Annotated in this window: 19 protein-coding genes and 1 pseudogene; 12 read left to right on the top strand and 8 right to left on the bottom strand. The window is 54.0% G+C overall.

The genetic code is table 11. From position 1 onward, the window contains the following. Nucleotides 1-65: 65 nt before the first annotated feature. Together AC1Z1G_RS19855 and acs are read right to left on the bottom strand one after the other, a co-directional pair. Entirely contained in the window at nt 66-842 is a 777-nt protein-coding gene (locus AC1Z1G_RS19855) for an ABC transporter substrate-binding protein (RefSeq protein WP_347901550.1), read from the bottom strand. 725 nt (nt 843-1,567) lie between these two features. After that, entirely contained in the window at nt 1,568-3,523 is a 1,956-nt protein-coding gene (acs, locus tag AC1Z1G_RS19860) for an acetate--CoA ligase (RefSeq protein WP_483621976.1), read from the bottom strand. 413 nt (nt 3,524-3,936) lie between these two features. Here acs and AC1Z1G_RS19865 point away from each other — a divergent pair, with 413 nt between their 5' ends. The 5 genes from AC1Z1G_RS19865 (at nt 3,937) to AC1Z1G_RS19885 (ending at nt 10,421) form a co-directional block, all read left to right on the top strand. After that, nucleotides 3,937-4,200: a DUF2790 domain-containing protein gene (locus AC1Z1G_RS19865; protein WP_483621978.1), complete on the top strand. Its 264-nt coding sequence runs from the start codon at nt 3,937-3,939 to the stop codon at nt 4,198-4,200. Between the two features lie 154 nt (nt 4,201-4,354). Next, nucleotides 4,355-4,696, top strand: a complete 342-nt coding sequence (locus AC1Z1G_RS19870; RefSeq protein ID WP_483621980.1) for a hypothetical protein — start codon at nt 4,355-4,357, stop codon at nt 4,694-4,696. Nucleotides 4,697-4,963: 267 nt separating this feature from the next. Then, nucleotides 4,964-6,211, top strand: coding sequence for a ribonucleotide-diphosphate reductase subunit beta (locus tag AC1Z1G_RS19875; RefSeq protein WP_483621982.1), 1,248 nt, complete (start codon nt 4,964-4,966; stop codon nt 6,209-6,211). Between the two features lie 609 nt (nt 6,212-6,820). Beyond that, a complete protein-coding gene (locus tag AC1Z1G_RS19880; protein WP_483621984.1) occupies nt 6,821-9,016 on the top strand; it encodes an ATP-binding protein in 2,196 nt (731 codons plus the stop codon). A 1-nt stretch (nt 9,017) separates the two neighbouring features. Continuing rightward, nucleotides 9,018-10,421, top strand: coding sequence for a hypothetical protein (locus AC1Z1G_RS19885; protein ID WP_483621986.1), 1,404 nt, complete (start codon nt 9,018-9,020; stop codon nt 10,419-10,421). Between the two features lie 29 nt (nt 10,422-10,450). On the opposite strand, the gene AC1Z1G_RS19890 is transcribed toward AC1Z1G_RS19885, so the two are convergent. Further along, nucleotides 10,451-11,425 (bottom strand): DNA cytosine methyltransferase, encoded by a 975-nt coding sequence (locus tag AC1Z1G_RS19890; RefSeq protein WP_483621988.1) that lies wholly within the window; start codon nt 11,423-11,425, stop codon nt 10,451-10,453. 81 nt (nt 11,426-11,506) lie between these two features. Here AC1Z1G_RS19890 and AC1Z1G_RS19895 point away from each other — a divergent pair, with 81 nt between their 5' ends. The 3 genes and pseudogenes from AC1Z1G_RS19895 to AC1Z1G_RS19905 all read left to right on the top strand — a co-directional run bounded on the left by AC1Z1G_RS19895 (nt 11,507) and on the right by AC1Z1G_RS19905 (nt 14,006). Next, nucleotides 11,507-12,694, top strand: coding sequence for a restriction endonuclease (locus AC1Z1G_RS19895; protein WP_483621990.1), 1,188 nt, complete (start codon nt 11,507-11,509; stop codon nt 12,692-12,694). Then, a complete protein-coding gene (locus tag AC1Z1G_RS19900) occupies nt 12,695-13,114 on the top strand; it encodes a very short patch repair endonuclease (RefSeq protein WP_483621992.1) in 420 nt (139 codons plus the stop codon). It begins immediately after the preceding gene. 406 nt (nt 13,115-13,520) lie between these two features. After that, a pseudogene (locus AC1Z1G_RS19905) lies at nt 13,521-14,006 on the top strand (BRO-N domain-containing protein). A gap of 264 nt (nt 14,007-14,270) precedes the next feature. On the opposite strand, the gene AC1Z1G_RS19910 reads toward AC1Z1G_RS19905, so the two are convergent. Together AC1Z1G_RS19910 and AC1Z1G_RS19915 are read right to left on the bottom strand one after the other, a co-directional pair. Continuing rightward, on the bottom strand, nt 14,271-17,783 hold the full coding sequence (locus AC1Z1G_RS19910) for an alkaline phosphatase family protein (RefSeq protein WP_483621994.1): 3,513 nt from the start codon (nt 17,781-17,783) through the stop codon (nt 14,271-14,273). A 74-nt stretch (nt 17,784-17,857) separates the two neighbouring features. After that, on the bottom strand, nt 17,858-18,835 hold the full coding sequence (locus AC1Z1G_RS19915; protein ID WP_483621995.1) for a hypothetical protein: 978 nt from the start codon (nt 18,833-18,835) through the stop codon (nt 17,858-17,860). 191 nt (nt 18,836-19,026) lie between these two features. Here AC1Z1G_RS19915 and AC1Z1G_RS19920 point away from each other — a divergent pair, with 191 nt between their 5' ends. Further along, nucleotides 19,027-19,986 carry a hypothetical protein gene (locus AC1Z1G_RS19920; RefSeq protein ID WP_483621997.1) on the top strand — a complete coding sequence of 320 codons (960 nt, stop codon included), beginning with the start codon at nt 19,027-19,029 and terminating at the stop codon, nt 19,984-19,986. 28 nt (nt 19,987-20,014) lie between these two features. On the opposite strand, the gene AC1Z1G_RS19925 is transcribed toward AC1Z1G_RS19920, so the two are convergent. Continuing rightward, entirely contained in the window at nt 20,015-21,199 is a 1,185-nt protein-coding gene (locus AC1Z1G_RS19925) for a hypothetical protein (RefSeq protein WP_483621999.1), read from the bottom strand. Nucleotides 21,200-21,459: 260 nt separating this feature from the next. On the opposite strand from AC1Z1G_RS19925, the gene AC1Z1G_RS19930 reads away from it, so the two are divergent. Then, nucleotides 21,460-21,777 (top strand): helix-turn-helix domain-containing protein, encoded by a 318-nt coding sequence (locus AC1Z1G_RS19930; RefSeq protein WP_483622001.1) that lies wholly within the window; start codon nt 21,460-21,462, stop codon nt 21,775-21,777. A gap of 98 nt (nt 21,778-21,875) precedes the next feature. On the opposite strand, the gene AC1Z1G_RS19935 is transcribed toward AC1Z1G_RS19930, so the two are convergent. Together AC1Z1G_RS19935 and AC1Z1G_RS19940 are read right to left on the bottom strand one after the other, a co-directional pair. Then, the gene (locus tag AC1Z1G_RS19935; RefSeq protein ID WP_483622003.1) at nt 21,876-23,387 is read right to left on the bottom strand and encodes an amidase family protein; all 1,512 of its coding nucleotides are present in this window, start codon (nt 23,385-23,387) and stop codon (nt 21,876-21,878) included. Between the two features lie 136 nt (nt 23,388-23,523). Further along, nucleotides 23,524-24,582 carry an MBL fold metallo-hydrolase gene (locus tag AC1Z1G_RS19940; protein ID WP_483622005.1) on the bottom strand — a complete coding sequence of 353 codons (1,059 nt, stop codon included), beginning with the start codon at nt 24,580-24,582 and terminating at the stop codon, nt 23,524-23,526. A 203-nt stretch (nt 24,583-24,785) separates the two neighbouring features. On the opposite strand from AC1Z1G_RS19940, the gene AC1Z1G_RS19945 reads away from it, so the two are divergent. Beyond that, nucleotides 24,786-25,400 carry a TetR/AcrR family transcriptional regulator gene (locus AC1Z1G_RS19945; protein WP_483622006.1) on the top strand — a complete coding sequence of 205 codons (615 nt, stop codon included), beginning with the start codon at nt 24,786-24,788 and terminating at the stop codon, nt 25,398-25,400. A 203-nt stretch (nt 25,401-25,603) separates the two neighbouring features. Then, nucleotides 25,604-26,680: a diguanylate cyclase gene (locus AC1Z1G_RS19950; RefSeq protein ID WP_483622008.1), complete on the top strand. Its 1,077-nt coding sequence runs from the start codon at nt 25,604-25,606 to the stop codon at nt 26,678-26,680. Nucleotides 26,681-26,768 lie beyond the last annotated feature (88 nt).

The raw sequence follows: 26,768 nt of genomic DNA on the forward strand, positions 1-26,768 counted from the left end.
AAAAAATGGCGCAAACCTCAGAGATCCTGTTGCTTGCGCCATTTCGGACAGACAGCTTCGACGATTTACTTGCCGTAAATATCGAAGTTGAAGTACTTGTCCTGGATTTGCTTGTACTTGCCGTTTTCGCGGATGGCCGCGATGGCAGCGTTGATTTTGTCCAGTTCGGCCTTGTCGCCTTTACGCACTGCGATGCCTACGCCGTCGCCGAAGTATTTGACGTCGGTGAACGCAGGGCCGACGAACGCGAAACCTTTGCCGGCGTCGGTTTTCAGGAAGCCGTCGTCCAGCAGGGTGGCGTCAGCCACGGTGCCATCGAGGCGACCGGCAGCCACATCCAGGTAGATTTCGTTCTGCGAGCCGTACGGCTTGATTTCAGCACCCAACGGCTTCAGGACTTCTTCAGCGAAACGGTTGTGGATCGAGCCACGCTGTACGCCGATTTTCTTGCCCTTGAGTTCGCTCAGGTTATCGCTGACCGACGTGCCGGCCTTCATCACCAGACGCGCCGGGGTGTTGTAGTACTTGTTGGTGAAGTCCACGGACTTCTTGCGATCATCGGTGATCGACATGGACGACAGGATTGCGTCGATCTTACGCACTTTGAGTGCCGGGATCAGACCGTCGAACTCTTGCTCGACCCACACGCACTTGACCTTCATCTCTTCGCACAGGGCGTTGCCGATGTCGTAGTCGAAACCAACGATGCTGCCGTCCGGGGCCTTGGAGGCGAACGGAGGGTACGCCGCTTCGATACCAATTTTCAGAGGCTTTTCATCGGCAAATGTCGGCAGGGACAGCACGGACAGTGCCAGGGCGCCAAGAAGCACGAGTTTCTTCATCTTAGGACTCCATCGGTAAAGGGCGAAAACGGCAGAGTGAGCGACAGCCCAATATGCGAATGGGTGAAACCGGAAAGCGGCGCAGCGTCCCAGGACTCTTGCGTTGAATTCAACACGGATTTCAAAGCAGGCAACGACGAGCGAGTGATCGGCATTCTAACGACAGGCCCGGAGCCGATATTTCTTCAATGCGACAACAAATTACAGAAGCACCGAGAAACCCGACCAAGCACATTGACAGCCCTTGAAATTCATGCAAGAGCAAAAGACGATGAACCGATCTATGCTGCAAATTGCGGGCCTATTATTCGCAAACCCTTCTAATCCGGCAAGCGCAGCGTCGTGTCTTATTTTTTAGGTAGCCTGAACAGGCCCTGGAACGGGGCTTTGCGTTTCCCAATGCCTCGAAAGCGGGCGAGCGGTTACACATTTAGTTACTTGAGACGGGCCGGGTAACAGTGGGAAGCGTCGTACAGGGGAAGCCGATAAATATTGGTTGGTGCTTTATTTATGTGGTGCCTGTCAGATCGCTTTCGCGAGCAAGCCCGCTCCCACCTTAGATCTGCGTCGATCACAAATCTTGCCTATGACAACAATCAAATGTGGGAGCGGGCTTGCTCGCGAAGAGGCCCGCACTGACGCCAGTGATCTCAATCCGATCACCACCAAAAAAGCCCCACCAGGCTCAACACCGGATGGGGCTTTCGATGACTCAAGAACCGCTGTTAAGCGACATTCATGGTCTTGTGCGTATCAATCAGATGTTGCACCACGCCCGGATCAGCCAGGGTGGAGATATCCCCCAGCCCGTCATATTCAGCGGTGGCAATCTTGCGCAGGATGCGGCGCATGATTTTGCCCGAGCGGGTTTTCGGCAGGCCCGGCGCCCACTGAATGACATCCGGCGAAGCAATCGGGCCTATCTCTTTGCGCACCCAGTTTTTCAGTTCCAGGCGCAGCGCCTCGTTCGGCTCTTCGCCACCGTTGAGGGTGACGTAGACATAAATGCCCTGCCCCTTGATGTCATGCGGCACACCAACCACCGCCGCCTCGGCGACTTTCGGGTGCGCAACCATCGCGCTTTCGATCTCGGCCGTGCCCATGCGGTGGCCGGAAACGTTGAGCACGTCATCCACGCGCCCGGTGATCCAGTAGTAACCGTCTTCATCGCGACGGGCACCGTCACCGGTGAAATACATGCCACGGAACGTCTTGAAGTAGGTGTCGACGAAACGGTCGTGATCGCGATACAGCGTACGCGCCTGGCCTGGCCACGAATCGAGAATCACCAGGTTGCCCTCGGCGACGCCCTCGATGATGTTGCCCAGGTTGTCCACCAACGCCGGCACCACCCCGAAGAACGGCCGCGCCGCCGAGCCTGGCTTGAGCGCATGAGCGCCCGGCAGCGGACTCATCAGCGTGGCGCCGGTTTCGGTCTGCCACCAGGTGTCGACGATCGGGCAACGGGATTGGCCGACATTCTTGTAGTACCAGTCCCACGCTTCCGGGTTAATCGGCTCACCCACCGAACCCAGCAGACGCAGGCTGCTGCCATCAGCGCCTTCACAGGCTGCGGTGCCCGACGCCATCATGGCGCGGATCGCCGTCGGTGCGGTGTAGAGGATGTTGACCTTGTGCTTGTCGACGATCTTCGCCACCCGCGTGATGTCCGGGTAGTTCGGCACCCCTTCGAACAGCAAAGTGGTCGCGCCATTGGCCAGCGGGCCATAGACGATATAAGTGTGGCCGGTGACCCAGCCAACGTCGGCGGTGCACCAGTAGATTTCGCCCGGACGGTAGTCGAACACGCGCTCGTGAGTCAGCGCGGCGTACAGCAGGTAACCGCCCGTGGTGTGCTGCACACCCTTGGGCTTGCCAGTGGAGCCGGAGGTATAGAGGATGAACAACGCTTCTTCGGCGCCCATCTCTTTCGGCGCACACACGGCGCCCGCCACTTTCATCAGGTCTTCGTACCAGATGTCGCGATGCTGGTTCCACTTGATGTCGCCACCGGTGCGCTTGCACACGATGACCTTTTGAATGCTATTGGTTTCCGGGTTGGTCAGTGCGTCGTCGACGTTGGCCTTGAGCGGGATGCGCTTGCCGGCACGCAGGCCTTCGTCCGCAGTGATCACCACTTTCGATTTGCAGTCGATGATCCGACCGGCCAGGGCTTCCGGCGAGAAACCGCCGAACACCACCGAGTGAATAGCACCGATCCGGGTACAGGCCAGCATGGCGACCACGGCTTCGGGAATCATCGGCATATAGATAGTCACCACGTCGCCGCGATGCACATCCTGGCCGCGCAAGGCGTTGGCGAACTTGCAGACTTCTTCATGCAACTCGCGGTAGGTGATGTTGCGGCTCTCGGCAGGGTCGTCGCCTTCCCAAATGATCGCGAGTTGATCGCCGCGCTCGGCGAGGTGGCGGTCGAGGCAGTTGTAGGAAACGTTCAGGGTGCCGTCGGCAAACCATTTGATGTCGACATGATGATCGTCGAAAGACGTCTGCTTCACCGTGGTGAAAGGCTTGATCCAGTCGAGGCGCTTGGCTTGTTCGCGCCAGAAGCCGTCCGGGTTGACGACCGACTGCTGGTACATGGCTTTGTAGGTCGCCTCATCAGTCAGCGTGGTAGCCGCAACCTCGGGACGAACGGGATACAGAGAAGCCGCACTCATCTTTCTTACCTCGGTGAAATAGTTGTTTTTGTATGACCTCGTTGTAGCCGGGCCGGGGCTATAGAACCATTCGACGATGGTAGTAACAAGCCCCTACAAAACGCTGCAATTACCGGCCAAATGGCTCAGACGCGGCGGTTTCAGCGGGTTTTAGCTGTTTCAGGAAAGGTGATTTTGAAGCGTGGAAGGTCGTTTTTGAGGGATTGTTACAAGATATGCCAATAGTCTTTATCAAAAGCACGCCTATATGCGTGTCACCCCGAGGCCTAAAATCTGTCTCGCCAACCAGGCAATGTGATTAACCCAGTTGCAGCCCCCACGAAGGCAGTAATCCAAGACTCTTTACTCAAGTTCCACACGCAACCCCAAAAAGGTTGCGTGCCCCTACTCGACCTCAGAAAGGTAAATTTGAAATGAAAGCTTTATTGGTTCTGGCCCTCAGCAGTCTGTGCGCAACCGCCATGGCAGACGAGGTCCCGACTGATGTCGCCAGCAAAACAGTACCGGTAGAGGAATACACTTACTCCACCCACCTGGACATCGCCAAAGTGATCTCCATGAGCGAAGTTCCCAATGTATGTGAAGTTGTACCGGCGCGAATGGAATACGAGGACTCGACAGGGCAACGGCACATTCTGCGTTACAGCATCATGGGTAACGGCTGCTCTAACGGTTGATACCCAACGCTCAAACCTCTCTCATTGCCGGCCGCAAGAAATCATTCTTGCGGCAATGATGCCCACAGGGATCATCACCTCACAGCACCCGACGCCCCGCCAAACCATCCCTTTTGCCCCCACGTCGACCACCTCGTCAGGTCAACACTCCGTTGTGTCCACAAGCATCGAAACGCGACACAAAACACAAGATGTAGTGAAAAACCCGTTTTTTGACTATTTTTTGAACAAAAAAGCCCATCGACAATTTCCGCCTGAAACTGAACACAATTCTGCAGACAAAACCGCCTCAATACCGCTGCAAGTCCCGCCCCATCAGGGTTACACCGTTTTGCATGGAAACCTCGAGCGCATCACCTCTCCCCCGCCGCCCAAAATCACCCAAGCCAGTACAAAAAAAATCTTCATCCGCCAAAGCCCTGCAAACCCTTGGTCCGCCGCGAAAACGTCCCCTGCGAAGGGTTCTCTGAGCCATTTCGCCGCACCACAAGCATGAAAAAACACCTATAATGCGCCGGTAAATCGGGCCTGCAACATCCCCTTACAGGAGGATGAAAGCCATGCTGAAGTCTCCGCAGGAGCTGACCACGTCAACTCCGCCCTTCAGCGACTTCAGGACACCCGTAGACATTTCTGTTTTTTGCCTGCGTTTTACGCATCAAAACGATTCCTTTAGATCCAACGCGGCCACCAGGCCGTGTGAAAAACCGACTTTCAGAGTTTTCACACGGGCGACTGGCCCTCACGCAGGAGACGACACGTCATGCTGAGCTGGGACGAATTCGACAAAGAAGACGGCGAAGTTGTCGCCAAAGGCGCCAATGCCGGTCACGCGACCGAAGCCAACATGGACCGCCTCGACACCGCTGGCGGTGCCGCTGCACTGGAAGCACGTGCCGTAACCGCCAGCGACTCCGCCGCGATCATCCGCGCCAAGGCTGCCCTGGACAACCTCGACATCGCCGAAGGCCTGGCTGAACTCGAAGGCGCCTCCGCCCGTGTGGCCGTTGACGAAAAGCGCATGATCAACTGCCGCGCCGACCTCAACCAACTCGTCCCGTTCAAGTACGACTGGGCCTGGCAGAAGTACCTGGACGGCTGCGCAAACCACTGGATGCCGCAAGAAGTCAACATGACCGCCGACATCGCCCTCTGGAAAGACCCGGAAGGCCTGACCGACGATGAGCGCCGCATCGTGATGCGCAACCTGGGCTTCTTCTCCACTGCCGACTCCCTGGTTGCCAACAACCTGGTCCTGGCCGTGTACCGCCTGATCACCAACCCGGAATGCCGCCAGTACATCCTGCGCCAGGCATTCGAAGAGGCGATCCACACCCACGCCTACCAGTACTGCATCGAATCGTTGGCCATGGATGAAGGCGAGATCTTCAACATGTACCACGAGATCCCGTCGGTCGCTAAAAAAGCCACCTGGGGCCTGAAATACACCCGTTCGATCTCCGATCCGAAGTTCGAAACCGGCACCGTCGAAACCGACAAAGAGTTGCTGCGCAACCTGATCGCCTACTACTGCGTACTGGAAGGCATCTTCTTCTACTGCGGCTTCACCCAAATCCTCTCCATGGGCCGGCGCAACAAAATGACCGGCGTCGCCGAGCAGTTCCAGTACATCCTGCGCGACGAATCCATGCACCTGAACTTCGGCATCGACGTGATCAACCAGATCAAAATCGAAAACCCACACCTGTGGGACGCCGAAATGAAGGAAGAAGCGTCGCAGATGATCCTGCAAGGCACCCAACTGGAAATCGAATACGCCCGCGACACCATGCCTCGCGGCGTACTGGGCATGAACGCAGCGATGATGGAGGACTACCTCAAGTTCATCGCTAACCGTCGCCTGAGCCAGATCGGTCTGAAGGAAGAGTATCCAGGGACGACTAACCCGTTCCCTTGGATGAGCGAGATCATGGACTTGAAGAAAGAGAAGAACTTCTTTGAGACGCGGGTTATTGAGTATCAGACTGGTGGGGCGTTGAGCTGGGATTGATTTCTCAGCTCGAATTGATTGAGCAAAAATCCTGCTGTTCGCAGTTAAACACACGAAAGCCCTGATTTTTTCAGGGCTTTTTTTTACCAATTATTTGTTCAAACACAAGAAAAATACACTTATAAACAAGGGCCTACGCAAACTAATTGGCAATTAAATAGCACTTATAGACGCTATAAAAAACGGTAGAACCGATAGATTTCGCCCTAAATTATGGAGTCGCTTTATTAAGACTAGAGACCAATGCAGTGGGAAAGCGGCGCAAATGCTAAATTTACTAGCGATACACAGACGTTAGGCTCAATAGAGTGAAAAAGCCAAGCCATCCCGCCGATCCTCTTCCCGTACAGACATTCAGCCACTACACTTTTTTGTTTTTTGATGGCAAAGTAATCTCGCAACTTCGAGGCGAAAATGATCGAGGGTGTGCGGCTCAGCAGAAAGCATGATTTTTTAGCTACAACTGCGGCGCAAGGAAAATCACAGATGAAAAAAATCTACGCTTCGCCAAATATTTTACGTAAACCTTCAAGATACATTAATTTTGTGTGATAAGTGCTCAATGAATCTAAAATTCATAAAAATCTCACAATGTAATGAGGGAGCATAATGCAAAAGGCAATTGCATCATTCAGACCAAAAGCAAGAATCATGGAGCTTTTGGGTGAACAGCTGATTAAGAATCATACACTTGCACTCTTTGAGATTGTAAAAAACTCATATGATGCAGACGCAAGTGAAGTAAATCTTGAACTCACCAATATCGATGAAGATAACGGCGAAATAACAATTATCGATAATGGTTACGGCATGAGTTTTGCAACCGTAACCAATGTATGGATGGAGCCTGCCAACGGGCATAAGTTGGAAAAAAGAATTAAAGGAGAAAGAACCACCAAGGGCCGGCTTCAAGTCGGAGAGAAAGGGGTAGGTCGATTTGCTGTACACCGTCTTGGCACAAAAATATTAATGGTTACGAAGGCAAAAGATACTCCAGAAGTTGTTGTAGACATAGACTGGTCGGAATTTGCAAAATCTGAGTATTTAGATGAGGCCAAGGTACATATTGGTGAGCGCGAAGCCGAAATATTTAAATCTGGGACAACTGGCACATACATTAAAATCTCAAATCTCAAACAGAAATGGCGCAGAGGAGAAATCCGAAAACTTTATAGATCTGTAAAGTCCATGACTCCGGCTTCGCTATCATATAAAAATGAAGAAAACTCGCCAGACTACAAAGATAAATTTGAGGTTTTATTTAAACTTACACCTAAAAAAACTTGGCTGGACGATCTTTTCGACCCAGAACTTGCCGAGAGCCAGAGCCTATTTAGTTTCAATTTCGAGCTTTCGAACAAAGGCTTTTATTATAACTACAGCTTCACTCCTTACACCGCAATCAAGGCCGATTATAGTGAAGTCATATTCGAGCGCACTATAGAATTAACGTCCGAGAATTTTGAGTTCTTCCGATTTAAATTCCCAGAAGACGGGGAAAATTGGAGAGAAAGAAAAAAGCGACCTCAAAGGCCAGATCTTTACCACACTACAGATCCGGAAAATCACGGATTGGGAATAGGCACACTTAAAGGAAAAATCATCGGTTTTGACTTCGATAAAGACATCTTACGCTATATAAAAGATGAAAAAGGGGGCCTCGAAGACTATGTCAAACAGCAAGGAGGCATTAAGGTTTACCGAGATGGTCTTCGCGTATATAACTATGGGGAACCCGGAGATGATTGGCTAGGGCTTGATCATAGGCGCATTCAAGGCCCCACTAGAAAATTCGGTAGCAAGCAAATAATCGGCGAAATTCATCTAGAGCTTGAGGGAAGCCCAGCTTTAAAAGAAAAAACTAACCGAGAAGGCTTCGTTGAAAATGATGCCTATAATGAACTCGTGTATGCGATGCTCTGTATCATTTCGCAATTTGAAGCGGAAAGAAACAAAGACAAACGATTGCTTAAAAACGCACTTAGCACCTCACCTGGATTTTCTTCAGGAGTTATGCACAAAAAGGGAATTGAAGAATTATTAACCGAATTAGAGCAATCGGTTCTAAAAAACAAGGAACTAGACCTTCAAATTGGTGAAATCGTCAGAGGCGTCGGAAAGAGCTATCGCGAAACCCGAGATGTAATGTTATCAGCAGCTGGAGCTGGACTAGGATTAGTAACGGTCTTCCATGAGTTGGAAAGAGGCGTCAAAGGACTTAATGCAAGTATCATAGAGCGTGCACCTATCGAACAACTGCAGAAAATGTCAAACGAGCTAGTTTCCATCTTGCAGGGTGCCATGTATATGGTAAGCAATAAAAAGATGGAAGAAATCAATGCTTCTGACTTGGTAAGATATGCATTACTCACACAACAAAGAAGATTCACTAGGCATAAAATAACTTTCCTGGACGGCTTCAAAAATCGCCCTGAGCTAGATTTCACAATCAAGGGAATGAGACGAATGCTGACTTCAGCACTTGTCAATGTAATCGACAACGCAATATATTGGTTAGATGAGGTTGATACGGAGCGTTTCATCTGGATCGCACCAACTGCAGAGATGGAGTCACCTGCAATTATAATTGCGGATAACGGCCCCGGTTTTATTGATGAAGCAGCCGATATCATTCAACCCTTTTATACGCGAAAGCCTGCTGGAATGGGAATAGGACTGTATTACACCGATATGGTTATGAAATCTCATGGTGGGAGACTTTCCTTCCCCGAGAAAAACTTTATAGACGCCCCTGCAGTTTTAACAGGTGCGCAAGTCGGACTGGTATTTAAGAAGGAAAATTAAGATGTCTGCTATGGGGCACGCGTTAGTTATCGATGATAAGTATGACGACGGAATGCTGATCTGTACGATTCTGCTTAAAAGTTTAACCCCTTGTTATTTTTTTCAGTTTGACGAAAAACTTCTTGCAGACCGCATAGCTCAAAATCCTGCAAAGCTAAATGGCATAAGAGTCATCTTTCAAGATTTAGCATTAATCTCAGCTGGTGAGCCAGGAAGAAATGACTACGAAGCCGCAGTTGCAACTATTGAATCCGTAATTTCCGAGAATAATGGGCCATGGCTTTTGGTGACTTGGTCCACATGGGCTGGAGCAGAAAGCGGTTTTGGTACAAGCAAAGCCGAAGAAATGTTCAATCATTTGAGAGAAAACCTAAAGCCAACACAAGCGCCATACACTTATGTTTCACTTGACACAAAACCAAATTTTACATCGCATGGCATTCACAGCGAAGTAAAAAAAATCGAAACCATTGCCCCCTCTGAAATAGACGAACTTACTATACATATTTTTGAAAAATCAAACGCATTTCCTGCAACCAAATCCTTACTATCTTGGGAGACTGAAGTCTTTCGAGCTATATCGGAAACCATTTCAGAAATTACCAGCTTTATTAAACCAGGTGAGTTTTTTGACCCTGACCTTGGAAATATTTTATACGAAATGGCTTTAGCCGACATAGGAAAAAACGTCGCACCTGAAAACATGAAAAAGGGAATTAAAGAAGTACTTTCGTCGATTCTACGAGATAAAATAGGGGCAACAATTGATGGCCTTGAGAATTTCAATACCGTAGATGCGGAGCGGCATACAAGACTGGAAAATTGGAAGGCAAAAACAAATAGAATCATACATTTTGAAGAAATAGCCGTTGGATCACCACTCCCCCCCGGCAGCGTGATAGATATTTCCGAGCATTATCAAATTTTACCAAGTGGTGATATTACCGCAGGAGAGTTTGGAAAATTTTTACGCTGCAACTTTCTGCAGTTTCTGCGAACTGAGAACCGTCAAAAAGAGGCTGTTACCGCTGCTTGTTCTCTTATTGCTCTCGATATAACACCTCCATGTGACCACGCGCAAAACAAGTCACCCTGGAGTAAATATTTAGTCGGCATTAAAATACCGAAAGAACACTCTCATTTTTGCAATCACATCAATGGACAAGACAGGACCAACAAGCTCCTTGGCGAATACTTAATAAAACTCCCAGAGATGATAAACAAAAGAGACGAGCACTATCACTTTGTGTTCAATTCCAAACTTACATTTTCGCTGAGCAGTTCCTTCCCCAACGAACACCTAACACGCCATGTTTTGGGTCGTTTAAGAGAACAAATTCTTTCAGATATTAATAGTTGGCTAATCAGACAGACTACTCGACCGGGGATAGTTGAGATTCGATAAAATTGGCCTCCCCCATGGGAGGCCTTTTTTTAAGCAGCATTTTTACATTTTTTCGCTGAACTCAACCCTTGTACAATAGATTCCATTACGGGAGAGCAAACTGCATTTCCCATAAGTTTTACTTTCTCGCGTCTAGTAACGTTTGGGAAAATATAATCATTAGGAAAGCCCATCGCCTTACGCAACTCCTCAGGTTGAAGCATACGCATCATATGCCCTTCTGGAGTAGGTTTAACGTATGCAAATCGATCTACCGTCGTAATTGTTCTCAATGGGGCGTCCATACGCTGCCAGCCACCTCCGCCATCCGTACCGTAGTACACAATTAAAAACGGCTTATTAGTTCCTAACTCCGCTATTGCGCGCTCAGCACGCGCTAGTGTTTCTTTGGCACGATTCGCCCTTCGTAGGGGTGACATTTTATACCTACCACTATCATCCAAAATATCCCATACATTCTTGTATAGGGTATTTAACGGTGAAATCTGACTAGGCATTTCCATCAAATCAGCAATCATGAAAAGCCTACGTCTCCGCTGGGCAACGCCAAATCCGGAGGCATCTATAACTTGTTCTCGAACGTTATATTTCAGACGAATTAACTCCGCCATTAATTCTTTATACCTTCCCCACGGCTTCATATGGACTACATTTTCCAATGTAATCCATCGAGGCTTCATAACCTCAGCATATCGAATTACCTGAAAGGCTGTATCCTTACTTTCCTCAGATCGTGGTTTACTCCCTCTAGCGCAAGTGTGATGAGTGCACTCAGGTGATGAGATTAAAAGATCTATTGGCCCAGTTTTTTCCAAAACTCTCTCTGGCGTCAAAATTCGCAAATCTTCTTGAAATACATGCGCTTCAGGAAAATTTAGTTTGAAGGACTCAACTGCCGGCCCCCACAGATCAACACCACCAACGATTTTGGCACCGCCCTCGCGCGCGCCAAGGCTGCTGCCCCCCGCGCCACAGAACATGTCAAACGTACGAATCTGATCCATTTCAAAGCCTTTAAATTAATCTTCTAGCCAGGTTACCAGGTTCCCGGCACCATTCAACTCTGATGGCATTAGGACACCACTATGACAGACAACCTGGTTTACTCTGTTGACGAGCTGTCAAGCTCAGATTTGATGATTGACGCTCGCTATTCTGGAAGCCGAAATGGCAATTCCAGTGACGATCCTCTGACGAAGCTACTGAACCTCAGCAACCAAGGTGGCTTCAGAATCAGAGGAAAGCGTGATGATCCGCGCCTGATAGCGCTGTTATCGAGCATGGAGGATCTTGACTGGCCCGATGAACTGGACCTATCCACAGGCGTGTTCACCTATTACGGTGATAACAAGAAGCCGGGGCGTAAATTGGACGAAACCAACCGGTATGGCAACAACCTTTTGGAGCTAATTTTTGAGCGCCAGCATTCTGGTTTACGGGCCGAAATACCCCCAATTTTTGTTTTCACCAAAGCCGGAGTCTATCGTGATGTGATTTTCAGAGGCTTGGCAGTACCCGGCCGAATAGGAAGCACTCACAACGATGATTTGGTAGCTGTCTGGCACACGAGCAAAGGTCAACGCTTTCAGAACTACAGAGCCACATTCACCATCCTCGATTTACCAGAAATACCGAGAGTTTGGCTGACAGACATCATCAATGGGACTCGAGCAAGTGATAGCGAGCATGCGCCGTTGGAGTGGCTAAAGTGGATCAAATCTGGTCAATACACTCCTCTCATAGCCAAGCGCTCACAGCCTATACGTTCAAAAAAGGATCAGCTTCCATCCTCGAAAGAGGACATAAAGATGCTCGCCATCCTGCACAAACACTTTGAGTCAGATCCTTATGCATTTGAAGCCTGTGCCGCTCATTTGGTAAGGGTGTGTCTACCAGACACAGTCGACCTTGACTTGACGAGGCGTTATCGAGATGGCGGTCGCGATGGTATTGGCAAACTAAGAATAGGAAGGCCTGAGACTTCAGTCCTTGTGGATTTCGCAATCGAGGCCAAGTGTTATGGCACGAACAACTCTGTAGGTGTGCGGGAGGTCTCGAGGCTGATCTCTCGCCTGCGGCATCGACAATTCGGGGTGATAATCACGACATCATGGCTTCACGACCAAGCCTATAAAGAAATCGTTGAAGATGGCCATCCTGTGATGATTCTCGCAGGCAAGGACATTGTTGAGCTTCTTCGCGAAACAGGGTTGCACGACAGCGTTGCCGTCCTGACATGGCTGAAGGCGAGTTTTCCGTTAAGCGAGACTTGAATGAGTGCAGACATAGTCACCCCAGAACATCGCTCCAGGATCATGTCGATGATCAAGGGGAAAAACACGAAGCCGGAAATGGTCGTGCGATCGGTGTGTCATGAGATGGGGCTTCGCTATCGTCTGCATAGGAAGGATCTGCCGGGAACACCTGATTTGGTGTTCCCCAAGCATCGATTGTGCGTATTCGTTCACGGCTGCTTTTGGCACCGACATCCCGACTGCAAATATGCATACACGCCCAAAAGCAGACTTGAATTTTGGCTGCCAAAACTAGCAAGAAATGTTGAAAGAGATCTGGATGCTCAACAAGCCTTGCTAGCGCTCGGATGGCGCGTGGTGATCATCTGGGAATGCCACACAAAAAACAGAGAGTTCTTACGCGATGAAATCCACAAAGCGCTGGGCTTGGATGCTTAGGACCTACACATTTTCTGGCTGAAAAATGATGAACGATTTTGAGGGGTTGACCGTGTTGCGTTGACCCCATAGGCTCTCAATTCGGCGCCTAAGAAACGCCTCAACCAGAGCGGTCCTCCGCACCCGACAGCCATGCGGCATTTTTTCGCCAGCGGTTTTTCGACGCCTGTGAAAAAATCCCCGTTATGTCGGGAGTGGGCGAATACAAGACCCGAAAGGGGAATATGTCCGGCCCGTCTCTGGTGGGTTTCTTAGCTCCCGACACCCATAACGAATGCCCTAAGAAAGCAGCCAGAGGTAACGGATATGCCTAAGCATCTAACCTTCACGATGAAGGTGAACCACCGTATTCACGTACTCCTCCCGACGCTTTCAGATCTGGAGGCCCGTCATGTCTTAACCTCTCATCCCCACCCGTCACAACATCCACCGTCATGCCCTCCTTGTGGAGAACCAAGCCTGATTCTGTGCTCATGATCTGGGGCGTTTGATGGGCAAGTACCTTGACGAGCGTATGTCGCGCAAGCTCGATGCAGACCAGTGGCAAATGATGCTGGTGTACGCCCACGGCGCAGCGGAAGAGCGACTGATGTTGAGCGAGTCAGGTGTGTACGCTCTGTTGGTTTATCACTACTGCCCGGATTATCGACTGCTACGCGAATGGCTGACGCATCAGGTGGTGCCTACGTTGCGTGATGCGCGCTCTTCGCGGGCGGTCGAGCGGCCGACCTTGAGCGTGCTGGACTGGCCGAAGATGTCGCTTTGCATGCTGCACTGGCAGGATGAGCCGTGGATTCGGTTGCGGGATATGCCTTGTGTGCTGGTGCATGATCCGTTCAATCAACGTCAATCCTGGTGGCGAAAGGCGTCACGGGTGCTGCGAGGGTTTTGATTGTTCGTTGCTGAAATGAAGAAATCCGCTGCCTGAAGTTCAGGTGGCGGATTTTATTTATGTGGTCCATTCACTGACGCCTTCGCGAGCAAGCCCGCTCCCACATTAGATTCTCAGTGGACATATTATTTGTGTACGACTGCGATCCAGTGTGGGAGCGGGCTTGCTCGCGAAGGCAGCGACTCGGTCTCTCAGGAAGGTAAAACATAGGGCCGCAGGAATATCCTGCGGCCCTTTTCTTTGGCTGTCGCAAGGGTTACGAGGTCATTTCCCCAACCCACTGATCCGCCATGGGCACACCGCTTCCCTCACCCCGCTCGGCCCGACGATTTCTGGGGTTTGGCCCAGTGACCGGGCGTTCAGTACGCCGCCAATTCGTTTGATCAGTTCGTCAAAACCCAGCTTCGCCTCCTCCTGTTGCAGTTTGCGCAGTTGTTCGACCATGGCGTAGGTGAACGCGCCATAGCTATTGGCGCCGACCTGGTATTCGCTGGCTTTTTCGTTTTCCCGTGCAGCGTAGAGCATCAAGGGCATGTACGGGCCGTGGTGGCCGTAGAGTTTGCCTTGGCGCTGCAGTTGGGCAGAGCTGTCGGGGCGTAGGCCGATGCAGGCGCCTTGGGTGCGGCGGGTTCGGGTGAGTGCCTGGGGTTTGCTGTGGTCGGCTTGGGCGCTGAAGTCGCGGCCGTCGCTGTCGGCGGCGTAAGGGCGGCGGTCCCAGTCGCCGGCATAAGGGTCCCAACGCAGCAGACGGTGGCGGATGTCGCTGGGTGGGGTGATGCCGCGCACGCGGCCCGCGCCGCGGGTCATGCCACCGGCGTTGCAGCAGTCGAGCATGACGGTAAGTTTGGCGCCGTGGCCGTCCGGGTCGAAGGGCAAGTGGCTGTAGAACTGTCGGAACAGTTTGTCGGTGAAGTGGGTGTTTTCGTCATCCCAGTCAAAGTCGTAGAGCACCAGGGTTTCGTCCATGTGGTCAGCTTCCTGGCTTGCGCCGTAGGCTGGCAGTTGGGTGCCGTGGCCAGAATAGAACAGCACCCGTTCATCACCCGCTCTGGCGCCATCCACCAACCACTCCAGACGTTCGACGAAGTTTGCCCGCGTCGCTCGGTCATTGTGCAGCAGGCGTATGTCCCCGGCGTCGTAGCCGCTTTCCTGAAGCATGCGGCTGATGAGGTAGGTGTCGTTGATGCAACCCTCCAGGCGCGCGCCCGGATCCGGGTAATCATTGATGCCCACCACCAGTGCACGGCGTTTGCGTTGACCGGTGCGGGACAGGAACGCCGGGACTTCAAGAATCCGCGCCGCCACCACGTCACGGGCCAGTTGTGGCCAGAGGCCGGTCTGGCTGGTGGGCGACGACAAGTAGGCCTGGGCCGCATGATTGAGGTCCAGCAGGTCATCACGCAGCGGCACAGTGAACTCGGTTTGCAGGTCGATACGCGCCGAGTCCGGCGAGGTGATCGGCCGGGTCAGCAAGCCGTCGTTGGGGTTGTACAAGTGGAACCAGCGGCGGATGCCCCGGCCGTTATCGTTCAAGCGCATGACGCGCCCGCCCCACACTTCGCGCATCACCAACGGCAGCGCGATGGGTGAGCCAAAGCTGACGAACACCCGACCGTCGATGCGCTTGAGCGCCGAGCCTTTTTTAGCCACCGAACGACGCAAGGCGTCATAACCGATGAGGCTACCCAGCCCTTGGGCAAAGATGATCTGTGGGTCGAACTCATCGATTTTTTCCAACAAATGCTGGACCAGATCGGTGCGCAAGTCGGGGTCTTCGATCCACTGCACGGTGGCGCCAACCGTGGCGCGCAGCATCTGATTGACCGGCAAGCCCCAACTGCCGAAGGCCTGATCGTCCTTGTCGGTGGCGTCTGCGCGCAAAATCGCAAGACCACGGGTGATCTGGGCGAAGTCTGGTCCCCCCTTGAGCTGATCATCGAAGGACAGAAACTCGATGTCGTCACCTTCAACATTACGACCGTTCTGTGCCAACTGACTGCGAATCAGCGAACGCCATTGCTCCTGCCAATTCGCGTCCGTACCGCCCTGCTCATTGAATGTCTGCGTATAGCCCACGCCGGGCAAGCACAGCACTTTCAGGCGTGTAGCGGCTTGCTCAGGGGCAGCCAACAAGGCCCTCGTCGCTCTCGGCAACGTGGTGGCGGCCGGCAACGGATAGGCCGTGTCCATCAGGTCTTGCAGGTTGCGCAGTTTGGCTTCGAGGTTGTCCTCGCCAGGGGCTGCAAGCGTCACGGCATCGGCGGGCGCCGCGAGACCTCGCATGTGCTCAGCCAGGAAGGCGCTGACGTTGTGAGCACTGTTTTGCCAGATCTGCACCGGGTCCAGGCCATTGAGGTAGCCTGTGGCCGTGTCCACCACTTGCCGACTGAGGGTGGCCAGCCCGGACTCCATCAACGGCAGTCCATCACGCGAAGGTACGGCAGTGGCGTCGAGTTGTATCGGGGCCGTGAGTGGCGCGTTCCGCCAGATAGGCGCGTTGCCGAAGTGCTGGGCCGCCACCACCCGTGGGCCAAGGGCACTGCGCGGCACGTTAAAGTGGTCGCAGAGAAAAGCCAGCAGGCTGGTGTGGTCGTAATGTTGCTGGTTGATAGAGCTTGATGCCCAAGGCACCAGCCCGGGCTTGAGCCAGGGCGAAGCAAAGATCGCCGGTACGCGAACGCCCAACAGGGTAAATGGATTAGGCCAGTGCACATCCGATGTCGTGTCGGTTTGCACCGCGGCCGGTGGCACAACGTGATCGTGGAAACCGCCATGCTCGTCATAGAGCAACACGAACAGAGTCTTGTCCCACACCGCTTTGTTGGCGGACAACGCATTGAACACATCACCGACAAACTGATCGCCAAAGCGAATGTCCTCCGGTGGATGATGGGACACGTTTGGCCCCAGGGTCCCGTTGAGCAAGCCGTAGCTAGGCTCGATCCAGGACAGCGCCGGCAGAGTCTGATCGTGAACGTCCTGTTTGAAGTCCTTGATGCGGGAGTGTTGTCGCCCTCCCCTGACCAGCGCAGCCAGTGGAATGGCGCCGTCGGAGTAGATCCGCACATCGTGGCCGTGGCTTCTGAGCAGCGAGAAAATACTCTCGCTGGTGAACTGGGCAATCAGGCTTTTGATCCCGGAAACCACGGTTTTGTTTTTGACATCGGGCATCAGCAGATGCCCGTTGCAACTGCCGAGCATGGCAAAAAAACGGTTCGGCCAGGTCGGCCCCGGCACCGAGGAAAACCAGCGATCGCATACCGTGTAATGACGGGCCAACCCCTGAATCGCCGGCAACGGATCCCCCTCAGGCGTCTCGCCGAAAGGGATGTAGTTCATCGCCCGCTGGGCCATGGATTGGGCGTAGGTCTTGTAGGTTTTCAGGTCTGTGCGCGCCTTGGTGTAGGCGTTTTGCGCAAAGCCGTTCATCAATGGTGCGGTGAGGCTGTCAACGCCGGTCACGTCCAGCTGTATCACTACGTCGTCGAACTCGTGGCCCAGGTCGAAGCCTTCACTGTTCTTGGCGGGTTTGGCCGGGAGTGGCGGCGGTGGTGGCGCCCATAAACTGAAGCCGTCGGGGCTCTCTTGCTGCTGGGTGATTACAACGGTTCCGCCGCTGGCCAGCGTCACCGAGTTGCTGGGTGTGGGCACCGAACCGATGCCTTCGCAGGCCCTGTCGACCTTGTTTCTATAGTCGCCCAGCAAATGATCGAACGAACGGTTTTCCATCATCAGCACAACGACGTGCTTGATATCGGCAGGCCAATTGTTGGACATGTTTGCCTCCATGGCCCAAGAGGCCTATGCAAGAGCTAACGGTGGTTGACGGGACGGGATGGGGAAGCAGCACCTCATGGCTTGGGGTCCGGTGGTGTTTTACTGCCCGTCAAGCGAATGACCTGGCTCAGCATCTTGAACCAGTAGTCGCCGCCCAACGAGGCGGCCAGCGCCGCCGCCATGACCCCAAACAACCAATACAGAAACCACGCTGGCCTGTTGAGCTGATCCTTCTGCAAGAACATCGGCAGGGTGTTCCAGCCGATGGCGCCTTGAGGCAACGCCTGCAAACTGTTCAAGGCTGCGTTGAATTGACATTGGGACTTGTCGCTATTGTCGGCGCAGGCTTGCCCCTGATTCAGTCCCGGACCGTTTTTCACCAGGTCCGCGGCCATCTTCATGCTCACCTCGTGCAAGGCATCGCCTCGCACCATGCCTTTCATGAGGTCGAAACCGTTGACGTTGAGGGCAAGACACAACAGCAGTGAACACCCCAGTGACACGGCCTTGGCATGGCGCCGCGTCCAGCCTTCGGCGCGGTCCATGACCGCGTTGATCCAGCGCTCCAGCCGGGTTTTGAACGCGCAGAGCAAGTCCTGAGTCGTGGTGACCTTGGCCTGGGCGGCGGCCAGCAGGCTTGAGAGCGCGCGGCGCAGGTGCTCGGAGGGGATCTGCGCAATGCCCTTGGCCAAGGCCGCATTGAGTTCTTCAAGAGGAATGTCGAGGGTAGCAATGTCGTCCTTGTGCAAGAGCAGATTAATCACGACCTGCGCCAGCATGGCCGGGTCCAGGTAGCTGGGGCGCTGACCAGGGGGGGCCATGGCCTTGATCACCGGGTGATCGAGCACCTGTTGCAGGAACTCAGCGTCGTGGGTGCCCAGCGTTTTCAACTTGCCGACAAACAGCAACTCAAGTGCTTCGTACAGATAACGCGCCCTGACTTTCTGAAAGAACGACAGAACGATCTCGGTGAGTGTGGTGACGCAGATGCCCAGCACTGTGAAAAGCGCCAGCATTCCGATAATCGCGTCCAGGACGACCGATCCAAACACCCTGACCTCCTTGTACACGCGGTGAACGGCAAGAACGGCACCTCACACGACCCGTCCCACAACGCTAGTCAGGCTCTGGACACTTGTCCAACGCTGGGGTGTGATCAAGCGACGAACGTGAATGAGTGCGTGCGCCAGAGCGCGTCACCGGCTATTAATACGCCACCCAACTCTCAAGGACCCGAGCGTTTATGAAATTCGACACCGCCTACTGCATCAGCCTCGACGACAAACTGTCGATCTATGACGTGCGCGATCTGAACTTCGACGAAACCATGGACTTCGATTCGGCCAAGGAACGTTTCCAGTGCCCCAACGATGATTGCCGGGCAGCCTTCGATGAAACCAACGGGCTGGGCACCTTCAATGCCAAGAACGTCAACTATGTGCGTACACCGCACTTCAAGAACCTGCCCGGCACCCGGCATGTCGAGGGCTGCCCTTATGTCAGCCTCAGGGCTGCGGCGCCAGGGGGCACAGAAGCGGATGGCGGACCAGAGGAGCATTTCCCGTCGGAGTTTTTGCTGACCCGGCGTGAGTATGTGCGCAAGCCGCCTACCCCGGCCCCGCAGGTTGATGCACCTCGGGAAGAACCAAAACCTGCAACAGCAACCACAATCGTTGAGGCCCCGCCCCGCGAATCGGCACCGGACACAACCTGCGTCTTTGCCCACCCGGTGGAATGCTTCGTGTCGAATTTCGACAACAAGGACTTGCTCAAGCGCATGCCACTGAAGATCGGCGAGCACACGGCATCTTACGGTTCGTTCTTCAAGAAAATCGAATACCTGCAAGACAACAAGGGGTTGATTTACTGGGGCAAGATCAAAGAGATCAAGGATTACAAAACCAGCTTCCGCATTGATTTCGAGAGGAAGGTCTGGCTCGACAAGAAGCCTTACTCAGTCAATGTCTACCTGAGCAAAAACCTGATCGAGAACTACCGCAAGCGCAAAGCGTTCCTGGAAGAGATCAAAAGCGCCATTGGTAGCGAGCGGGAACTCTATTGTTTCTTCTATGGCGTGACACCCGAGTTGAAACAGGTGCCAAGCAAGAAGAATCCCGAACAGACGTTCGGGGTGTTCAGTGGGGATATCGAGAACCTGGATCACTTCATCATCCGTGAAGTGCCAGGGCTGGAGGTGCAGTGACCTGCGCGCCTCGCGCTGACTGACCCACTCAAGGCAATTGCAGTTTCACACCGCCCGGATGCTGCTTGATGAGGTTATAAGGCAGGACGCTCCATTCAGTGCCGCTGCACGGTGCGAGGGCATGGGGAAAGTAAGGGTTCAGGTAAATACCTTGCACAGTGAAGTACCAGGACGCGTACTGCCAAGGTTCTGCATTGGCATAGACACACATGCCATCGTCTGTACCGGCCGCCTGCATCTCTGTCGGATGCAGGGTTGTGAACTGCTGGATCAACCAGGGCGCGAATGCTTGCTGACGATACGTGGAATAAGCCTCGCGTAACTCCGGGCCTTGTTCATCGGCGTCGCCAATACTCGCCTCGTAATGCAGCGGTTTACCCTGCCCTACCCAAAGCACGTCTTCCAGGGTCAAGACTTTGCCTGTCTTGGCATCCAGGTTAAGTGGCTTTTCGCTGTAGTCCGGGTGCTGGCCACCGCAACTGTATTCCATGCTGAGGTTGATGCTGACGACGCTGGGGGTCAGCAACTGCGGCTGAGCAACCAAATTGACATACGCCCATTGAGCGCTGCCCAACAGGCAATCGTGATAACTCGTCACCTCCTGCCACAACCGCCCCATCAGTTGCTGATTCAGCCGTTTTCGCTCCTGAGGCGAATACCCTGAAACGATCTCGAACAGTGAGATCTTCGACTCAGGCTCAGACCACCATTGCAGCGTATAGCCCATGAAATCCTGTTTTTTGCCCGGTTTGAGTGTCAGGCCTTGCAAGCGTAAATAGTCGTAGGGCGCGGTGTTACGCAGCGAGGCGATGTAAGGCACGGCGTCCGCAGGTACGGGAGGAAAATGGGCGTTGACCAGGCTGACTTTGAGGGTTTTACCTTTGGGGTTGCGCCACTCGCCTTGCCAGCCGTTGGGGGTTTCTTGCAGGCGTAGCTGCGCTCGCGGCGTGTTTTCACCGTAGCGTTCTTCGCCCTCGTTGAGTACCAGTGTCTGGCCATCAAGCGTGCCCGAGACCGGAATATCGCGGTGATACTTTTGGTAGAGATAGCGACCGCTGACATTGCTCGGCGCACTCAAATTCATCTCCAGCACAATCGGCATCTTGCCCAGGGTACCAGTGAACACACGGTCACCCTCGCCAAACGCCGCACTCGACAACACGCTGAACAACAGTGCAACCGAGCACACCAGACGCAACAATCCTTTGAACATTGAACAGTCCTTGAGTGGAAACGGTGGCGGATTATGACGAGGTTGATGACGGGAATCGACAAGCCGCGCACGGAAGTTGCTGCGCCAGCCAAGTGAAGCCCGCCCTGAAGTATTGGGTCGTGATACCCCTGTGGATGCACTGACAACCTACCAGACAGAAACCCTGCCGAACCAATCAAAAAATGAGTTTGATCCGGGCACAAAACAACTGTACAAAAACACAGTAATTTGAATTTCCACTCTCGAGCCCGGAGAAAACCATGGCCTCTCTCGCGATGAAAATCACCCTGGAACGTATCGCCCTTTTTCAATTCACCTCCACTCACAGTGCACAGGCCCGTGAGCTGCTGGGCTGGAGCCTGGAACGCTTTTCCGAAGAGTCGGGCGTTTCAGTGAAGGCCATTGCGCGATTTGAAGCAGGAGGCGATTTACTCGATGTCACCCGCCTGGCCCTCGCGTTTCGGCTTGAGGCCGAGGGGCTGGTGTTCTTTCCGGGCTTTGCGCCGGGTAGAGGCATGAACGTCCGAGGCTCCACACCCAGCCCTCTTGAACGAGCTGATTACGCCATGATCGAGTGAGCCCAAGAGAGGCGCGTCATAACGAAGGAATCGGGCTCATGCCAATGGCTGATGTTCGTGAACCTGTCAGCCTTGACCCACAGGTTCATGCAGGGTAGTTACTCAGGCTTGAAGTCTGGAAACCTTCGCGCCTGAGACGCGTGTTCATAGCTGTAAGCCAGCGCCAGAAGACGGGCTTCATCCCAGCGCGCGCCGAAGAAAAAAACAGAGGTAGGCAAACCATCATCGCCCATGCCAGAGGGCACCATGATCCCAGGATAACCCGCCAACGGCACAATGTTCATCGCAGGCGATGCTACATCGGACACCAACGCGTCCAGGCTGTGTTCTGCCAGCAGGTTCTCGATGACAGCACCATTCTCGTCCTGGATGGTTCGCCAGACCTCGTTGTAGGCAGTTTCGTCAAAGACAACGGCATTGGCCTCACTCAACGTGAGCTGTCCGTACCGCTCTGGACCAGGGTTTGTCTCATTGAAGGCAAGCAAGTCCTGAAGGCTGCTCACGGCAACCCCCGCGCGGTTTTCCAGATAGCCGGAGAGATCTCGTTTGATGCCCATCCACAACCCCTCGTCCACACGTTGCGAATGAGGGTCAGCGATCTCTACCGGGATCAGCGTAGCGCCCGCGGTCCGCATGACTTGCAGAGCCTCGAAAAACTGCGGGTCGCCCTGCGCGGGCTCAAATGTGGCTGGGTAACCAATGCGCTGTCCCCTCAAGGCGTCGTAGGCCAGCAGCGTGGTGTAGTCCCTGCCAATAACCGTGGGCGGCTGGGTCGCCGGGTCTGCCGGATCATTGCCAGCCATGGCATTCAACAACTGCGCCGCATCCTCAACACTCCGCGCCATTGGACCGGGCGTATCGAGTTTTTGAGTGACCGGGATAACACCGCTGCGGCTCAGCAGCCCCACCGTTGGTTTGAGACCCACCACACCATTCATCGACGCCGGACAGATGATCGAACCAACGGTCTCCGTTCCCACCGCCAGCGGCGCAAAACCTGCCGCGACACCTGCCGCCGAGCCGGAACTGGACCCGCAGGGATCACCACTCAGCACATGCGGATTTTTCGTCTGCCCACCTCTGCCACTCCAGCCACTTGGGATTACCGGGTCTCTAAAGTACGCCCACTCACTGAGATTGGTTTTCCCCAGAATGACTGCTCCGGATGCTCTGAGCTGTCGCACGATAAATGCATCGTTCGCAGCTGGCTCACCGAGCAAAGCCAGCGAACCTGCGCTGGTCTGCATCTGATCGGCGGTGTCGATATTGTCTTTTAACAATACTGGGACACCATGCAGAGGCCCCCGAATACGGCCTTGCCGGCGCTCCGCATCTCGCTCCGCGGCAATGGTCAGTGCATCCGGGTTGAGTTCGATGATCGCATTGATCGCCGGCCCCAGCCTGTCCAGTGCATCGATGCGGTTTCGAAAGAAGTGCACCAGCTCTACCGAACTGAGTTGATTACTGGCCATTTTTTCCTTGAGGGTACTGACGCTGAAGTACTCCAGCCCCATAGGCGGCGATGGTGTATCGGCATAAGCAGAACCTGTAATCGACAGCAGAACGATCTGAGCTAGCCGGTTTATGCGGCCCTTTAACGTTGTATCCATATGACGACATCCTAGTCTTGGCTGATAACGGATGACTCAATTCATCCCGTTTTTCAGCCTATAGAACGTGCAGGAAACGTCCGTCATCACATGCCGATCCACCGTGCATGATTATTCAACTGACTCTGTAGTCGTATTACCCAACGCTCTGATGCCCTACGGACACCTCCTGCTCGACGTCGAACCACCAGGCACCACCACGCAGAGGTTGCATCAGGTTGAACGCCTCTCCCATCTGTGGCGTGGTGATGGAAACATTTCGCTCCCAGGCCAACGCCAGGATGCGGTCGAACGGTTCATGCCAGGCATGCATCGCCAGGTCGAACGTACCGTTATGGATCGGCAGCAACCAGTGCCCTTTCAGGTCGATGTGCGCTTGCAGGGTCTGTTCCGGTTGCATGTGAACATGAGGCCAGTCGACGTTGTAGGCGCCTGTTTCCATGAGCGTCAGGTCAAAGGGGCCATAGCGCTCGCCGATCCGCTTGAAGCCATCGAAATAGCCGGTATCACCGCTGAAAAAGATTCGCCTGTCTCCATCAATCATCACCCAGGAGGCCCACAACGTGCTGTTGCCATCGAACAGACCCCGGCCGGAAAAGTGCTGCGACGGCGTGGCGATGAAACGAATGCCCTCCACCTCGGTGCCTTGCCACCAGTCGAGTTGCCGAACCTTGCCAGCATCCACTCCCCACTTGATCAAGGTATCGCCGACACCTAGCGGCGCGAGGAAAAAACGGGTCTTGTCGGCAAGTTTGAGAATGGACTCGTGGTCCAGGTGATCGTAATGATCGTGGGACAGAATCACCGCCTCGATGGGCGGCAATGCCTCCAGGCTGATCGGCGGCTGATGGAAACGTTTGGGCCCGGCCCACTGCACCGGCGACGCACGCTCAGCGAAGACCGGATCGGTCAGCCAGAACGTGTTACGCAACTTTAGCAACACCGTGGAATGGCCCAGGCGAAACACGCTGCCATCAGCCGCCGCCAACAGTTGCTCACGAGTCAGCGCCTGAACCGGAATCACCCCGCTCGGCCGGGTGCTACGCGGTTTGTGGAAGATCATATTCCAGAAAATTCGCAGGGTCTTGCCCAGTCCCTCTCGCCGAACGGCGGCATGATTACGAAAATGCCCTTGCTCCTGTCGGGACGATTCAAGCTCTGGGGCGCGATCAGCGCCGGTCAAGTAAGTGGCCATGATTGAGAGGCTCCAGCAAAACCGCTGAGGTCGCGGCTTTGTTATCGGGACAATAAATGGCCAAGGCACGCACGCATCAGCCGGGAACATATTTTTTGAGCACCGAACAACTACACTGCACAGTGTAGTTCCGAGATTGCAACAAATCCTCGAACAAGTAAACTTCCGAGTGTAATTCCTGCCCACTTTACCGAAGCCTATTTATGACAGCTCCACAGCGCCTGACCGACCGCAAACGCCACGCCATTGTCCAGGCGGCAATCACTGAATTCCGCGCCTGCGGCTTCGACGTTGCCAGCATGGACAAGATTGCGGCGACCGCGGGTGTGTCCAAGCGCACGGTCTACAACCACTTTCCCAGCAAGGAAGAGTTGTTCGCCGAGATCCTCAACAAACTCTGGTGCAGCATCACCGCCCAGCAGGAAAGCACCTACCGCAGTGACCTGCCGCTGCGCGAGCAGCTTCAACAGGTGCTGCTGGCCAAGCTACAGATGCTGGCAGACGACAACTTTCTCGACCTGGCCCGCGTTGCTATTGCCGCCACGATCCACTCACCGGAACGCGCCCAGGATATGGTCGCCCGATTGGGCGAACGTGAAGAAGGCCTCGCCCTCTGGATTCGCGCCGCCCAGGTCGACGGAAAACTCAAGGCCGTAGACCCCGGTTTCGCCGCCCAGCAGATGCAGGGGCTGCTCAAAGCCTTTGCGTTCTGGCCGCAAGTTTCCATGGGCCAGGCCGCCCTTGATGCCGACCAACAGGCCCAGGTGATCGAGTCGGCACTGGACATGTTCCTGGGCTGCTACCAGCTCAAGCCCTGAACCTCTGCGGCTGTTGAAACCTGCCTGAAAGTGCTGCAACGCACTGTCGCCCCGACGGCTAAATCCCTCTGTTCCCAATAAATGGCTTCGAAGGACACTGATTATTGCGCGTGGAATAAATGACAATATTCACGCAATTGATCCGATGAACGGCGATAAAAAAACACAACGAAGTGTTCGGAACCCATTTGGTGCAGGGATATATGGAAAACAAACGCGGCAAAGGGCTGTCCTTTGCCAAACGTATTTACATGCCAAGGATTATCGGCCTGGGTATTGGCTGCATCAGCGTGTTTGCGGCGCTGTTCCCATTGCAAATGCCCCTGTGGATTTGGGCACTGTTGCTGTTCCACGGTTTTATCTGGCCACACGTGGCCTACCAGATGTCGACCCGCGCAACCTTCCCCTACCAGGCCGAGCGTCGAAACCTGCTTTACGATTCGCTGTTGGGTGGCTTCTGGGTCGCGACCATGCAGTTCACGCCGCTCACGACGGTCACGATCATTTCGATGATGGCCATGAACAACGTCGCTGCGGGTGGCTACCGACTCTTTATTCGCGGCATCCTCGCCCAGTTCGGCGGCGTGCTGCTTTCATGGCTGCTGTTCGGTGCGGCGTTTACGAGCACGGTCACCCAGATTCAGGTGTACGCGTGCCTGCCAATGCTCACGCTATATCCACTGGCTGTGGGCATGGTCTGTTATCAACTGGCGATCAAACTTTCGGAACACAAACGGGCACTGAGTGCGTTGAGTCGAACCGACAGCCTGACCGGCCTGCTCAACCACGGCTCCTGGAAAGACCTGCTGCACATCAAGTTTCACCTGTGCCAGCAGCAACAGATTCAAGCGACCATCGCGCTGATCGACATTGATCACTTCAAAGCCATCAATGACACCTACGGGCACATCGTGGGCGACTCGGTACTGCGTAAGTTGAGTGCCGAGCTCAAGCGCAACCTGCGCGAAAGCGACCTGGCCGGGCGTTACGGCGGCGATGAGTTCTGCGTGATCCTGCCAGACATGCCCCTCGAACAGGCCAGGGACGTGATGGAACGCTTGCGTCACGTGTTCAGCAACTATCGCAACCCGGACGTGCCGCAGCTGCGAGTCAGTTTGAGCATAGGCCTGGCCACCTGCCGGCCTACCTTCAAGGACGCCGCCAGTTGGCTCAATGAGGCGGATAAGGCGCTGTACACCGCCAAGAATTCCGGCCGCAACAAAATCAACATCGCACTCAGCGAACCATTTACCGGGCCGACCCTGGCGGTCACCGCATAAAGAACTTGTTCCCCGAACGTTAGCTGTCAGACAGGGGTTGCCCGGCACTAAGCAGACATCGTCGAAGGCTATGATTGCCCTCGACCTG

This window comes from Pseudomonas sp. JL27(2026), from assembly GCF_056933555.1.